13 protein-coding genes are annotated in these 13,537 nt (G+C 58.6%); 12 read left to right on the top strand and 1 reads right to left on the bottom strand.

Translation table 11 applies throughout. The features are described from left to right. The 5 genes from ACRZ94_RS05865 to ACRZ94_RS05845 all read left to right on the top strand — a co-directional run bounded on the left by ACRZ94_RS05865 (position 1) and on the right by ACRZ94_RS05845 (position 5,046). The gene (locus ACRZ94_RS05865) at positions 1 to 846 is read left to right on the top strand and encodes a fumarylacetoacetate hydrolase family protein (RefSeq protein WP_480796883.1); all 846 of its coding nucleotides are present in this window, start codon (positions 1 to 3) and stop codon (positions 844 to 846) included. Further along, positions 843 to 2,132, top strand: coding sequence for an L-fuconate dehydratase (locus ACRZ94_RS05860; RefSeq protein WP_480796882.1), 1,290 nt, complete (start codon positions 843 to 845; stop codon positions 2,130 to 2,132). Before ACRZ94_RS05865 ends, ACRZ94_RS05860 begins: the two co-directional genes overlap by 4 nt. A gap of 63 nt (positions 2,133 to 2,195) precedes the next feature. Then, positions 2,196 to 3,170: a sialic acid TRAP transporter substrate-binding protein SiaP gene (locus ACRZ94_RS05855; RefSeq protein WP_480649886.1), complete on the top strand. Its 975-nt coding sequence runs from the start codon at positions 2,196 to 2,198 to the stop codon at positions 3,168 to 3,170. 59 nt (positions 3,171 to 3,229) lie between these two features. After that, the gene (locus tag ACRZ94_RS05850) at positions 3,230 to 3,772 is read left to right on the top strand and encodes a TRAP transporter small permease (protein ID WP_480649887.1); all 543 of its coding nucleotides are present in this window, start codon (positions 3,230 to 3,232) and stop codon (positions 3,770 to 3,772) included. Further along, a complete protein-coding gene (locus tag ACRZ94_RS05845; RefSeq protein WP_480649888.1) occupies positions 3,763 to 5,046 on the top strand; it encodes a TRAP transporter large permease in 1,284 nt (427 codons plus the stop codon). The genes ACRZ94_RS05850 and ACRZ94_RS05845 overlap by 10 nt, the downstream gene beginning before the upstream one ends. A 2-nt stretch (positions 5,047 to 5,048) precedes the next feature. On the opposite strand, the gene ACRZ94_RS05840 is transcribed toward ACRZ94_RS05845, so the two are convergent. Beyond that, positions 5,049 to 6,107 carry a LacI family DNA-binding transcriptional regulator gene (locus tag ACRZ94_RS05840; RefSeq protein ID WP_480649889.1) on the bottom strand — a complete coding sequence of 353 codons (1,059 nt, stop codon included), beginning with the start codon at positions 6,105 to 6,107 and terminating at the stop codon, positions 5,049 to 5,051. A gap of 181 nt (positions 6,108 to 6,288) precedes the next feature. Between ACRZ94_RS05840 and ACRZ94_RS05835 the strand changes: the two genes are divergently transcribed. From ACRZ94_RS05835 to ACRZ94_RS05805, 7 genes are all read left to right on the top strand, one after another. Continuing rightward, complete coding sequence (locus tag ACRZ94_RS05835) at positions 6,289 to 7,605, top strand: ABC transporter substrate-binding protein (protein ID WP_480649890.1); 1,317 nt, start codon at positions 6,289 to 6,291, stop codon at positions 7,603 to 7,605. 126 nt (positions 7,606 to 7,731) lie between these two features. Beyond that, entirely contained in the window at positions 7,732 to 8,679 is a 948-nt protein-coding gene (locus ACRZ94_RS05830) for a carbohydrate ABC transporter permease (RefSeq protein WP_480649891.1), read from the top strand. Then, positions 8,676 to 9,614 carry a carbohydrate ABC transporter permease gene (locus ACRZ94_RS05825; RefSeq protein WP_480649892.1) on the top strand — a complete coding sequence of 313 codons (939 nt, stop codon included), beginning with the start codon at positions 8,676 to 8,678 and terminating at the stop codon, positions 9,612 to 9,614. Before ACRZ94_RS05830 ends, ACRZ94_RS05825 begins: the two co-directional genes overlap by 4 nt. Next, positions 9,611 to 9,799 carry a hypothetical protein gene (locus ACRZ94_RS05820; protein ID WP_480649893.1) on the top strand — a complete coding sequence of 63 codons (189 nt, stop codon included), beginning with the start codon at positions 9,611 to 9,613 and terminating at the stop codon, positions 9,797 to 9,799. The genes ACRZ94_RS05825 and ACRZ94_RS05820 overlap by 4 nt, the downstream gene beginning before the upstream one ends. 4 nt (positions 9,800 to 9,803) lie before the next feature. Beyond that, the gene (locus ACRZ94_RS05815) at positions 9,804 to 10,901 is read left to right on the top strand and encodes an ABC transporter ATP-binding protein (RefSeq protein ID WP_480649894.1); all 1,098 of its coding nucleotides are present in this window, start codon (positions 9,804 to 9,806) and stop codon (positions 10,899 to 10,901) included. Beyond that, the gene (locus ACRZ94_RS05810; protein ID WP_480649895.1) at positions 10,894 to 11,889 is read left to right on the top strand and encodes an ABC transporter ATP-binding protein; all 996 of its coding nucleotides are present in this window, start codon (positions 10,894 to 10,896) and stop codon (positions 11,887 to 11,889) included. The genes ACRZ94_RS05815 and ACRZ94_RS05810 overlap by 8 nt, the downstream gene beginning before the upstream one ends. A gap of 11 nt (positions 11,890 to 11,900) precedes the next feature. After that, positions 11,901 to 13,523: a dihydroxyacetone kinase subunit DhaK gene (locus ACRZ94_RS05805; RefSeq protein ID WP_480796881.1), complete on the top strand. Its 1,623-nt coding sequence runs from the start codon at positions 11,901 to 11,903 to the stop codon at positions 13,521 to 13,523. The last annotated feature ends 14 nt before the right edge of the window (positions 13,524 to 13,537 follow it).

The following is a 13,537-nucleotide window of genomic DNA, read 5'->3' as shown; positions in this document are numbered from 1 at the left end:
ATGAAACTGCTGCGTTACGGTCCGACAGGACAGGAAAAACCCGGCCTTCTGGATGATAGTGGCGCGATCCGCGATCTTTCCGGTGTTGTGGGCGATATTGCAGGTGATGTGCTGAGCGATGACAGCCTTGCGCGCCTGCGCGATCTGGATGTGGCCACCCTGCCGGTGGTCGAGGGCAACCCCCGCATCGGAGCCTGTGTCGGGCAGGTGGGCAAGTTCATCTGCATCGGTCTGAACTATGCCGATCACGCCGCTGAATCCGGCATGGCCCTGCCCGAGGAGCCGGTGATCTTTTTCAAGGCCACCTCGGCGATTATGGGCCCCGATGACACGGTGGAAATCCCCCGCAACTCGGTCAAGACCGATTGGGAGGTCGAGCTGGGCGTGGTCATCGGAAAAGAGGCCAAATACGTCTCGGAAGAGGACGCGCTGGACCACGTGGCGGGCTATTGCGTGGTCAACGACCTGTCCGAGCGTGACTTTCAGCTGCACCGCTCTGGCCAGTGGGTCAAGGGCAAGTCGGCGGATACGTTCGGCCCCATCGGCCCGTGGCTGGTAACGCGGGATGAAGTGGCGGACCCGCAGAACCTGCCGATGTATCTTGAGGTGAACGGGCATCGCTATCAGGACGGCTCGACCAAGACGATGCATTTTGGCGTGGCGACCGTCATTTCGCACCTGTCGCAGTTCATGTCGCTGCAGCCGGGCGATGTGATCTCGACCGGCACGCCTCCGGGGGTTGGCATGGGGCAGAACCCGCAGACCTACCTGAAACCGGGTGACCGGATGGAGCTGGGCATCGAAGGGTTGGGCGTGCAGCGTCAGGCGGTTGAGGCCAGTAAATGACACGTATCACGGGCATTCGGACCGAAGACCTGCGCTTTCCAACCTCGGACAGTTTGGACGGCTCGGATGCAATGAACCCCGATCCCGATTACTCGGCAGCTTATGTGGTGCTGGAAACCGATGGCGATCACGAAGGCCACGGGCTGACCTTTACCATCGGGCGCGGCAATGAAATCTGCGTTGCCGCGATCCATGCGCTGGGGGCTTTGGTCAAGGGGCTGGAATTGGACTGGATCGCCGAGGATATGGGCCGGTTCTGGCGCCATATCACCGGCGACAGCCAGCTGCGCTGGATCGGGCCGGACAAGGGTGCGATCCATCTGGCCACCGGCGCTGTGGTCAATGCAGCTTGGGACTTGTGGGCCAAAGAGGCGGGCAAACCTGTCTGGCAACTGGTCAGCGAGATGAGCCCGGAAGAGATCGTGCGTCTGATCGATTTCCGCTATCTCACCGATGCGATCACCCCGGATGAGGCGCTGTCCATGCTGCGCGCCGCCGCGCCGGGCAAAGCCCGCCGGATCGCCACGCTGAAAGCCGAAGGCTATCCCTGCTACACGACCTCGGCCGGGTGGCTGGGCTATCCCGATGACAAGCTACGCCGCCTGTGCCAGGAGGCCAAGGATGCCGGTTTTACCCACACCAAGTTCAAGGTTGGCCGCGATCTGGACGACGACATCCGCCGCCTGACAATCGCGCGCGAGGTGTTGGGTGAAGACATGAACATCATGATCGACGCCAATCAAGTGTGGGAGGTCGATCAGGCCATCGATTGGGTCAAGGCCCTGTCCTTTGCGCGGCCCTTCTTTATCGAGGAACCCACCAGTCCCGATGACGTGTTCGGCCACAAGGCGATCCGCGAAGGTGTTGCGCCGGTCAAGGTCGCAACCGGCGAGATGTGCCAGAACCGGATCATGTTCAAACAGTTCATCAAGGAAGGCGCGATTGACATCGTTCAGATCGACAGTTGCCGGATGGGCGGGTTGAATGAGGTGCTGGCCGTGATGCTGATGGCCGCGAAATACGACCTGCCGGTCTGGCCCCATGCCGGGGGCGTGGGCCTGTGCGAATATGTGCAGCACATGTCGATGATCGATTACGTCGCGATCTCGGGCGAGAAAGACAGCAAACGTATCGAGTATGTCGATCACCTGCACGAGCACTTCGTCGACCCCTGCGTGGTGAGGAACGGGGCTTATATGGCTCCGACGCAGCCGGGCTTTTCGATCGAAATCAAACCCGAAACACTCAGAGATTTCCGCTTTTCACAACCATTGGCAGCGGAATAACCCCGACCGCCCGATCGGACGCAAGAAACCGACGGGCGTTTTCATAGAAACATGGAGGAAAATATGTTCAACTTTGGCAAAACGGCCTTTGGGGCCGCCTGTATTGTTGCGCTCAGCGCAACGGCTGGATTGGCACAAGAGACACTGCGCTTTGGCCATGTTTACGAGGCGTCGACCCCGTATCACGCCGCAGCTGTCCGCGCGGCAGAACTGCTCGAAGAAAAGACAGATGGCCGTTACAAAATGGAAGTGTTCCCGGCCTCGCAACTGGGCAAAGAAGCGGCGCTGAACGAGGCGCTGTCGCTGGGCACGGTCGATGCGATCTATACCGGCGTGGCGTTTCTGGGTCAGTCCTATGGTCCGATCAGTATCTCGGATTACCCATTCACCATGCGCTCTTACGATCACTGGAAGGCCTATGTGAATTCGGACCTGTTTGGCGAGATGGCGGATGAATACAAGAACATCTCGGGCAACACGATTGCGACGATGACCTATTACGGCGCCCGCCATGTCACCTCGAACAAGCCGATCCTTGCGCCGGGCGACATGGAAGGTCTGAAAATCCGCACGCCGAATGCGCCAGCCTATCAGATGTTCCCCGAAGCCACGGGTGCAAACCCCACGCCGATGGCCTTTGCCGAAGTGTATCTGGCCCTGCAGCAAGGCGTTGTGGATGCTCAGGAAAATCCGCTGCCCACCATCCAGTTCAAGAAGTTCTACGAGGTGCAGTCAAACATCAACCTGACCGGTCATATCACCAACTCGCTGGCCGTTGTGGTTTCGCCCGTGACGCTGGGCAAGATGGGGGATGACGGTCAGGCGCTGATTGACGCGCTGGCCGAGGCCGCGTCGGCCACGTCGGATGAAATCGTGCAATCCGAGGCCGAACTGGCCGACTGGTTCCGCGAGCAGGGCGTGACCGTCAACGAAGTGGATCGTGCGCCCTTTATGGCCGCAGTTGCACCGCTGCTGAGCAGCGACTCGGTTCCGTGGGATGCCGAGACTTTTGAGCGTCTGCAGGCGATTCAGGAATAAGCCAATCTGTTGGGCCCGGTTCTGCACCGGGTCCGGCCACTATTCAGAAGGTGTGCCTGATGACTCAGACCGAGACCCCGCCCGAGATTGATTTCGACGCGCTGGCCGCAGAAGACGATGCGCATTTCCGAGACTATCGTATCACCGTGCCGGATTATGGCTTGCTGGCGCTGTTTGCGGTGTTGTTCGGTGTGGTGTTCCTGCAGTTCTTTACGCGCTACGTTCTGAATGATTCCATCGCCTGGACGGAAGAAGCCGCGCGGTATCTGCTGATCCTGCTGGGCTTTGCCGGGGCAATCCGGTGTCAGGCCGTGGGTAGCCATATCGTTCTGGAGTTTGTTGACAAATACTACGGCCGGGGCCTCGGTTGGGTGCATCTTTTTGCCTTAATGGCCACTATTGTCCTGTTTGCTGTAATCATCTGGTCGGCGTTTGAACTGATCCAGCGCACCTCGTTCCAGCAAATGGTCTCGCTGCCGTTTCCGAAATACTACCTGCACATCGCCGTTCTGGCACTGGCGATCGGCAATCTGGGCGTTGTTGCCTACCAAATCGTCTCGCGGCTGAAACAAATCGCAAAGGGGGGCGATACATGGGCCTGATCATTCTTTTTGTCACGCTGTTCGGCCTGATGCTGCTGCGCGTGCCGATTGCGTTTTCGCTGGCGATGTCTTCCTTTGCCTACATCCTCTATTCCGGTCTGCCACCTGTGTTGTTGATGCACAATATGGTCAATGGCATGGACAGTTTCCCGCTGCTGGCGATCCCGTTCTTCATTCTGGCCGGGGCACTCATGAACTCAGCTGGGATCACCGCACGAATCTTTGGGTTTGCCCGTGCCATTGTCGGCTGGATGCATGGCGGGCTTGGGCATGTGAACGTGGGCGCCAGCATCATCTTTGCCGGCATGTCCGGCGCTGCGGTTGCCGATGCGGGCGGTCTTGGCGCGATTGAGATCAAGGCCATGCGCGAAGCGGGCTATGACGATGACTTCAGCGTCGGTGTGACGGCTGCCTCGTCCACCATCGGGCCGATCATTCCGCCCTCGCTGCCTTTGGTGATCTTTGGCGTCATGGCGTCCGTGTCGATTGGCAAGCTTTTCGTCGCCGGGATCGTTCCGGGCCTGCTGATGGCCGCTGCGCTGTCGGCAATGATCTGGTGGATGTCCCGCACGCGGAATTACCCGCGCGACGTGAGCTTTAGCCCTGCGGTCATCGCAACGCGGTTCAAGGCGGCCTTTCTGCCGCTGATGACTCCGGTCATTATCGTGGGTGGCATCGTCTCGGGTGCTTTCACTCCGACCGAGGCGGCCATTGGGGCTGCCGCCTATGCGCTGATCCTTGGGACAGTGGTCTATCGCACCCTGACCGTTCGGAAACTGGCGGTGATTTCTCTGGAAACCATCGAGACAACAGCGGCGATCATGATGATTGTGGGCGCGGCGTCGGTCTTTGCTTGGATTTTGACGGCCAATCAGGTCGCCGCACATTTTGCGGAATTCGTGCTGTCCTTCACCGACAGCAAGGCTGTTGTATTGCTGCTGATCATGGCGGTTGTTCTGATCGTCGGCCTGTTCATGGAGACCATCGCCGCGATCTCGATCCTTGTGCCGGTCTTGATGCCCGTGGCCGCGCAGTTTGGCATTGATCCAGTGCATCTGGGTATCATCGTCATCCTGAACCTGATGCTGGGGCTGTTGACCCCGCCGGTCGGAATGGTGCTGTTCGTGCTGTCCCGAGTGTCCAAGGTGCCGTTCGAGCAATGCGTGCGCGCCACCCTGCCGTTCCTTGTGCCGCTGCTGGGTGTTCTTCTTCTGCTGACCTTCGTGCCCTCGCTGGTCCTGTGGTTGCCGGAACAGCTGTACGGCGCGCCTTAGGATCAGGGGGCGTTCGCTGTGCCCGAGTGCTGAGCCGGGAGGAGATTTTCCTGGATCAGGATTTCTATACGGATCTGCTCTTGCGATCTCATGATCTCTCGCTTGTCACAGCGCGCCCGTAGCAACCGAACCGAACTGCGTACCAGGTGGCCCGGGTTTTGAACGATCAGGGCATCCACTTCACCTGCCAGCAGAGCTTGGCGCGTGCGCCGCGTCAGCTCGTGAGCGACGACCGTAAGCTCTTTTGGGTCGGTTTTTTCGCGCAGAGCGTCGAGAGGCGTCCGGGCCTCGGAGCTCATGATGTAAGCTGCGACAATGTCCGAATTGTTGTTCAGAGTATTCGCAATAATCTCATGCGCGCGGGTTTCGTCCCCATGCGTTTCCAGCGAGGGCAGGGCGATCAGATTTGGATAATCGCGTGTCAGTACCTGATCAAAGCCCCGACGACGTTCGAGGCTGTCGCGGGCGTTCATCGTTTCCGACACAACCACTATTTTCCCTTCACGCCCGCAAATGAAGCGGCCCAAAAGACGGGCAGCGGTTGCACCGGCTGCGTGATTGTCGATTCCCACAAAATCGGTCCCTGACAATTTGCGCTGGCCGGAAATCAAGTGAACCACCTGCACGCCTTTTTCCTGCAGTCTTATCGTTGCGTCGCGCACTTGCGGAGATTCCGGCGCCATCAACGCAATCCCGTCCACGTCTTCCGGTCTGACCTTCAACAAGGTCTGCGCGATCAGATGTGGATCTGCCTGAGAGATTTCCCGATGCGCAATTTCCAAGCCTTCAGCCGACAGACCCATGTTGGTTTCTGAAATACGGTCACGCAATTCGGATATGAACAAATCTCCGCGGCGAGGTAGCAGGAACTGAAACCGGTAGTGTTTGCTTTTGGCCAGGTTGGCGGCTGAAAGGTTGCGGACGAACCCGATTTCCTCGATCGCCTTATTGACGGCCTCCACCGTCTTTTTTCGCACGCCCGGGCGTTCGTTCAGAACGCGGTCGACCGTTGCAAGGCTGACGCCTGCAGCTTTTGCCAGGTCTTTGGTTGTCGGGCGCATGATGTGATCTTTGCTTAGAATTCCAAGGGAGTATTTGCTGAAACACAAGGGACATGCAAGTGAATTGAGGTACGTGCCTCAGAAATGTCTTGATCTGAGGTACGTACCTCAAATATCAATACTCCCACAAATGAGTCGCCGCCTGAAACATCGGCGCAGGTCAGTTGGGAGGAACTACCAGATGAAAGCGAACTTGAAACACACCGTGGCTGCAGTGGCATTGATGGGCGCGGCAGGGACCGCACAGGCCGAAGATCTGACACTGTGCTGGGCGTCATGGGACCCGGCAAATGCTCTGATCGAGTTGAGCAAGGATTTCGAAGAGAAATCCGGCCACAGTATGAACTTTGAATTTGTGCCCTGGCCCAACTTTGCGGACCGGATGCTGAATGAGCTGAACTCGGGCGGCAAGCTGTGCGACCTGATGATCGGCGACAGTCAGTGGATCGGTGGCGGTGCCGAAAACGGGCACTATGTCAAACTGAACGATTTCTTCGACGCCGAAGGCATCACGATGGATGACTTCATTCCGGCAACTGTCACGGGGTACGCGGAATGGCCTAAAAACACCCCTAACTATTGGGCTCTGCCGGCGTTCGGGGACGTGGTTGGGTGGACCTATCGCAAAGACTGGTTCGAACGGCCCGAGCTACAGGCCGAATTCAAGGAAAAATACGGTCGCGATCTGGATGTTCCCAACTCTTTGGAGGAACTGAAAGACATCGCGCAATTCTTCCAGGGGCGCGATATTGACGGGACAACCGTTTATGGCGCCGCAATCTATACTGAGCGCGGATCCGAAGGCATCACGATGGGTGTCACGAATGCGCTCTACAATTACGGTTTTGAATATGGAAATCCCGATAGCCCTTATGAGTTGGACGGTTTTGTAAACTCCGAGGACGCTGTGGCGGGGCTTGAGTTTTACAAGGATCTCTACGATACAGCCACGCCTCCGGGCTCATCGAACTGGTACATGGGTGAGAATATCGACGCCTATAAATCCGGTCAGGTCGCCCTGCAGATGAACTTTGCCTTCATCTGGCCGGGGGTTGAGGCTGACCCGAACGTGGGCGGCGGCAAATCCGGCTACTTCCCGAATCCCGCAGGCCCGAATGGGCAGTTTGCGCAGCTGGGTGGGCAAGGGATTTCAGTCGTGTCCTATTCGGACAAGCAGGACGCAGCCCTTGAATACATTAAGTGGTTCGCGCAGCCCGAAATCCAGGCCCGCTGGTGGGAACTGGGTGGCTATTCGGCCCTTAAGGCCGTGGTTGAAGATCCCGATTTCGCGACCAGCCAGCCCTATGCGCAGACCTTCCTCGACTCGATGGCGATCGTAAAGGATTTTTGGGCTGAACCGGCCTATGCCGAATTGCTTCTGGCGATGCAGCAGCGGGTGCATGACTATGTCATCGCGGGCAATGGCACCGCGCAAGAGGCGCTGGATGGTCTGGTAGACGACTGGACGGAGACCTTCGAGGACGAAGGCAAAATCTAAGCCTGTCTTCCTGTCGGGTCTCTGCTCGGGCCCGGCTCTCCCTCTCCCGGTTGGTGTCGCATCAACCGGGAGCAATCCGTCAACTTCGGTGGCCATCTGCCTGCCCGCCGATGAAGGACCAAAACCATGATACACACTCCGATGGATAAGATCGCCGACGCGACGCCCGAGCCGATGGCCCGGAAAGTGCGGGGGCTGTCAGATCGGGCCATCGCCTGGATTTTCGTTGCGCCGTCCATCTTCCTGCTGCTGGCCGTCAACATCTTTCCGCTGATCTGGACCATCCGGCTGAGCTTTACCAACTACAAGGTAAACCGGCCCAACCGTGAAATCGACTTTGTCGGCCTGCGCAACTACGAGCGTATCCTGACCGATAGCGATACGTGGATGACGATGCAGGCAACCGCGCATTTCCTGATCTGGACAATCGTCTTGCAGGTTCTGATCGGCTTTGCGCTGGCCTATCTGCTGAACATGAAATTCAAGGGCAACGACATGTGGACCACGATCATCGTGTTCCCGATGATGCTCAGCCCCGCCGTCGTAGGGAATTTCTGGACCTTCCTGTATCAGCCGCAGATCGGCCTGTTCAACTATGTGGTGACGTTCTTCACCGGTGGTGATCCATCCAGCTTTTCGATGATCGGGGATGTGAACCTTGCCCCCTGGGCGATTGTGATCGCCGACACATGGATGTGGACGCCCTTCGTAATGCTGATCTGTCTGGCGGGTCTGCGGTCTATCCCGGACTCGATCTATGAGGCGGCGGAATGCGACCGCGCCAGCAAATGGCGACAGTTCTGGACGATCACGATCCCGATGGCGCTGCCGTTTCTGATGCTGGCCGTGCTGTTCCGTGGCATCGAGAATTTCAAGATGTTCGACCTTGTGGTGCAGCTGACCGGCGGTGGTCCGGGCAACACGACCACCCTGACCTCGATCGACCTCAAACGTGAAGCGTTCGAGAAATGGCGCACCGGCTATTCCTCGGCCTATGCGGTCATCCTGTTCGTCACCGTCTTTGGACTGGCTTCGATCTACGTCAAAGCCCTGAACAAGGTAAAAGAAAGATGAGCTTTTCAGTCACAGAGCCGTCCAACCGGACGAAGTGGGTCGCAGGTACCGCCGTGATACTATACGCGGTCATCACGATCCTGCCGCTGATGTGGATCATCGCCACCGGGTTCAAATCCCCTGCGGACTCAATCGCCTATCCGCCCAAAGTCGTGTTCGAGCCGACGCTGGAAGGCTACGTCAACCTGTTCACCCAGCGCACGCGCCTGAACCAGGAAGATCTGGCCGCGCTGCCGCCACCAGAGACATGGTACGATGAAATGGTGCGCGAGCAGGGGCAGGTGATCACCGGCGCATCGCGCTATGGCGAGCGGTTTCTGAATTCGGTCATCATCGGGTTTGGTTCGACCTTCCTGTGCATGGTGCTGGGCACTGCTGCGGCCTATGCGTTCAGCCGGTTCCGGGTGCCGCTCAAGGATGATCTGCTGTTTTTCATCCTGTCGACCCGGATGATGCCGCCGATTGCGGTGGCGATCCCGATCTTTCTGATGTTCCGGCAGTTGGGGCTGAACGACACGCATCTGGGCATGATCCTGCTGTACACGGCGGTCAACCTGTCCCTTTCGGTCTGGTTGCTAAAAGGGTTCATCGACGAGATCCCTGTGGAGTATGAAGAGGCCGCATTGATCGATGGATACACCCGCTTTCAGGCTTTCTACAAAGTGGTGCTGCCTCAGGCCGCAACCGGCATCGCCTCAACCGCGATCTTCTGCCTGATCTTTGCGTGGAACGAATACGCTTTTGCTGTCCTGCTAACCTCGGGCACTGCGCAAACCGCGCCGCCCTTTATCCCGACCATCATCGGTGTTGGTGGCAAGGACTGGCCCGCCGTGGCCGCCGGGGCGACGATCTTTCTGGTGCCGGTCATGGTCTTCACCATCCTTTTGCGCAAGCATCTGTTGCGTGGGATCACATTCGGAGCGGTACGCAAATGAGTAGCTTTATCAACGGCCTGCTGCGGCTGCGCCGTGGTCCTTGGGAAATGGTGGCCTCGATCCTTATCGCGTTGGGTGTGATCATGCTGATGCAGCCTTTCGTGCTGGCCCTGTTCTCCTATTCCTTCATTGTCACGCTGATTGGCACGGTGATGTTCATCATCGTCAGCCACTTCCCGGAGTAAACACATGGCACAGATCAGAATTGAAAACGTGCGCAAAGATTTCGGGACGTTTACGGCCGTGCAGTCCTCAAGCTTCACCATCGAAGACGGCGAATTCTTCATGCTGCTTGGCCCTTCGGGTTGCGGCAAGACCACGACTTTGCGCATGATGGCGGGGCTTGAGTTGCCCACCAGTGGAGAGATTTACATCGACGGCGAAGAGGTGGGTATGAAACCCGCCAGCCAGCGCGATATTGCCTTTGTGTTCCAGATGTTCGCGCTCTACCCGCATATGAATGTGGGCAAGAACATCAGCTATCCTTTGCTGAGCCAGGGCATGCCCAAGGCACAGGTGAAAAAGAAGGTGGACGAGGTCGCGCAGATTTTGGGGATCACCGATATCCTGAAAAAACCGGTCGGCGGCCTGTCTGGAGGCGACCGCCAGCGCGTGGCGCTGGGGCGTGCCATCGTGCGCGACCCCAAGGCGTTTTTCATGGATGAACCTCTGGGTGCGCTGGATGCAGAATTCCGCGAACATATGTCCGAGGAACTGCGCGCCCTGCATGACAGGATGGGGGCGACCACGGTTTACGTGACGCATGATCAGTTGGAGGCGATGCAGATGGGCGACAAGATCGTGGTCATGAACCACGGCGTTGTCGAACAATTCGGTGTGCCGCAGGATATCTATGACTGGCCCGCCACGATGTTCGTGGCCAGTTTCATCGGTTCACCAGCGATGAATTTCCTGAGTTTTCATGGCATTGTTGGCAGCGGTACCCAATCGGTCGATCTGGGGGGCAGCCAAATCCGCATCCCCGAACAACATGGTGGCGCGCGTGGCGATCTGGCGCTGGGCGTTCGGCCTGAACATGTACACCTGGACGACAGCGCGACTTACCGCGGTGAGGTGATGGCGACAGAATATCTGGGCACCACGCAGATCGTAACGCTGGATACGCCGAATGGTGAAATCAAGGCGCGTATCCCGTCAAGCACTCGCGCAGAGGTGGGCGAGAAGACCGGATTGCGTTTCGATGAACGCACGATCACCGTGTTTGAAACCGAAAAGGGCAGGGCGCTGTTGTCCGCCGGAAACGAGGGAGTTCTGCATCATGGCTGAGGTCGAGCTTCGCAATGTGACAAAAACCTATGGCGATACGGTTGCGTTGGACGGCGTGTCGATGACCATTCCGGACGGGGCCTTTGTCGTCCTGCTTGGGCCGACCGGCGCAGGCAAGACAACCACACTGCGCATGGTTTCCGGACTGGATAAACCGGATAAGGGCGACGTGTTGATGAACGGCCAATCGCTGAACGGGCTGACCCCGGCACAGCGCAACATTGCCATGGTGTTCCAGCAATACTCGCTCTACCCGCATCTGACGGTCTATGAGAATCTGGCTTTCCCGCTGCGCTCGCCGTTGCTGAAAACCCCCGAGGATCAGATCAGGGTAAAGGTCCAGCGCGTGGCCGAGACGTTGCAGATTGCGCATAAGCTGGACAACAAGGCGACGGCCTTGTCCGGCGGCGAAATGCAGCGTGTTTCTATCGGACGCGCCCTTGTACGTAACCCCGAGGTTTATCTGATGGACGAACCGCTCAGCTCGCTGGACGCAAAACTGCGCGCCGATTTGCGGGTCGAACTGAAAAGCATTCAGGCCGATAGCGGCGCGACGCTGCTGTATGTGACACATGACCAGATCGAAGCGATGACCATGGCGACCCATGTGGGTGTTCTGGATCACGGCAAGCTGGTTCAGTTCGGCACCCCGCGCGAGATTTACGAAGATCCTGTCAGCATCTATGCGGCCAGCCGCTTGGGCCAGCCCCGGATCAATATCCTGCCCGCCGATATCTTTGGCCACGCCCCAACAGGGGCCAAATCCATCGGTCTGCGCCCCGAGCAAATCGGGCAGGGCGATGGACAGGACAGTCTTGTGACGCGGGTCGAGCATCTGGGCGATCAGACGCGTCTGCATCTGTCCTTCAAAGATCACGATCTGATCACGGTCACAGATGCACATACCCCGCTGAAGTCAGGCGATATTGTTAAGATCGCCCCCAATAAACCATTTTTCTTTGACGCCTCAGGCGCCCGGATTCAGTGAAAGAGACCGACATGACCCACTTCATCAACAAAAAAGAAGACATCGTCGCCGAGGCCGTGGATGGCGTGATCGCTACCTCTGGGGGCCGTCTGGCGCGGTTGGATGGTTACCCGCATATCCGCGTAGTCGTTCGTACCGACTGGGACAAATCCAAGGTCGCGCTGGTATCGGGCGGCGGATCGGGGCATGAGCCGGCTCATGCGGGTTTCGTTGGCGAGGGCATGCTGACGGCTGCGGTTTGCGGTGATGTGTTCGCCTCGCCGTCGGTCGATGCGGTTCTGGCTGGGATTTTGGCCGTGACAGGCCCGGCAGGGTGCCTGCTGATCGTAAAGAACTATACCGGAGATCGGCTGAACTTTGGCCTTGCCGCGGAACGTGCCCGGGCCTTTGGCCTGAACGTGAACATGGTGATCGTGGATGATGATGTTGCCCTGCCGGACCTGCCGCAGGCGCGCGGCGTTGCGGGCACGCTGTTCGTGCACAAGATTGCCGGCGCGCTGGCCGAGAATGGCGCTGATCTGGATGCCGTGACCACGGCTGCAGAGCGGGTGATTGCGGGGACGTCATCCATCGGCATGTCTCTTGATACCTGCACTGTACCGGGTGCCCCAAAAGAGGATCGCATCCCATTGGGCAAGGCCGAGCTTGGTCTGGGCATCCATGGCGAAGCAGGCATCGAACAGGTCGATTATTCGGACGCGAAAACGGCCATTGCGATGATGGTCGAAAAGCTCAGCTCAACCATGAAGCCGGATCAACGCTATGTGGCGCTTTTGAACAACCTCGGTGGAGCGTCGGTTTTGGAGATGTCCATTCTGGCGCATGAGTTGGCGAAGTCAGACATCGGCCCTCAGATCAGCCACATGGTTGGACCGGCGGCGATGATGACATCCCTTGAAATGCGGGGCTTTTCGATTTCGATCTATCCTGCCCCGCCCGAGGATCTGATGGCGTTGCAGGCGAAAACCCCGCTGAGCGCCTGGCCCGGAGTGAACGCCGTGGTCGAGGTGCCCGTACTGGATCTTCCAGATGGGCTCAAACCGATCAAACCGCTTGCCTCCGACCATCCTGAAACCCGATCCTTCCTGACCCGCTGCTGCGAGATATTGATCGCGGCCGAGGCCGACCTGAACGCTCTGGACGCCAAATCCGGGGATGGCGATACGGGCTCGACCCTGGCCGGTGCCGCGCGCGCTTTGATCACGGCGATGGACAGGTTGCCGCTGGCGGATCACACGCAGCTGTACCGCGCAATCGGGCAAGAGCTCAGCCAGACCATGGGCGGGTCTTCGGGTGTGTTGCTGGCGATCTTCTTTGCAGCGGCTGGGGATGCGGCCTCCAGCGGGCAGACGATGCGGGATTCCCTGCACGTTGGTCTGAGCCGTATGCAGGAAATCGGAGGCGCGCAACCGGGCGACCGAACCATGATTGATGCGTTGAAACCCGCGCTGGACAAACTGGAAAGCGGGTTGCCGGATGCGGCAGTGGCTGCCCGTGCAGGTGCTGACAAAACCGCGACGATGCTGCGGGCGCGGGCAGGTCGCGCGTCCTATATCAATGCCGACCAACTGCGCGGCCACGTCGATCCCGGCGCCGAGGCTGTCGCACGCTTGTTCGAGCGTTTGGCCGGATGACCAGACGCCCCGAG

The organism is Ruegeria sp. CH10, from assembly GCF_056537125.1.
This window is presented reverse-complemented; position numbering and strand designations above follow the sequence as displayed.

Excerpts from the sequence above, each read along its gene's own strand:
- ACRZ94_RS05865 (WP_480796883.1), top strand. The coding sequence starts at position 1 with ATGAAACTGCTGCGTTACGGTCCGACAGGACAGGAAAAACCCGGCCTT.
- ACRZ94_RS05860 (WP_480796882.1), top strand. The coding sequence starts at position 843 with ATGACACGTATCACGGGCATTCGGACCGAAGACCTGCGCTTTCCAACC.
- ACRZ94_RS05855 (WP_480649886.1), top strand. The coding sequence starts at position 2,196 with ATGTTCAACTTTGGCAAAACGGCCTTTGGGGCCGCCTGTATTGTTGCG.
- ACRZ94_RS05850 (WP_480649887.1), top strand. The coding sequence starts at position 3,230 with ATGACTCAGACCGAGACCCCGCCCGAGATTGATTTCGACGCGCTGGCC.
- ACRZ94_RS05845 (WP_480649888.1), top strand. The coding sequence starts at position 3,763 with ATGGGCCTGATCATTCTTTTTGTCACGCTGTTCGGCCTGATGCTGCTG.
- ACRZ94_RS05840 (WP_480649889.1), bottom strand. The coding sequence starts at position 6,107 with ATGCGCCCGACAACCAAAGACCTGGCAAAAGCTGCAGGCGTCAGCCTT.
- ACRZ94_RS05835 (WP_480649890.1), top strand. The coding sequence starts at position 6,289 with ATGAAAGCGAACTTGAAACACACCGTGGCTGCAGTGGCATTGATGGGC.
- ACRZ94_RS05830 (WP_480649891.1), top strand. The coding sequence starts at position 7,732 with ATGATACACACTCCGATGGATAAGATCGCCGACGCGACGCCCGAGCCG.
- ACRZ94_RS05825 (WP_480649892.1), top strand. The coding sequence starts at position 8,676 with ATGAGCTTTTCAGTCACAGAGCCGTCCAACCGGACGAAGTGGGTCGCA.
- ACRZ94_RS05820 (WP_480649893.1), top strand. The coding sequence starts at position 9,611 with ATGAGTAGCTTTATCAACGGCCTGCTGCGGCTGCGCCGTGGTCCTTGG.
- ACRZ94_RS05815 (WP_480649894.1), top strand. The coding sequence starts at position 9,804 with ATGGCACAGATCAGAATTGAAAACGTGCGCAAAGATTTCGGGACGTTT.
- ACRZ94_RS05810 (WP_480649895.1), top strand. The coding sequence starts at position 10,894 with ATGGCTGAGGTCGAGCTTCGCAATGTGACAAAAACCTATGGCGATACG.
- ACRZ94_RS05805 (WP_480796881.1), top strand. The coding sequence starts at position 11,901 with ATGACCCACTTCATCAACAAAAAAGAAGACATCGTCGCCGAGGCCGTG.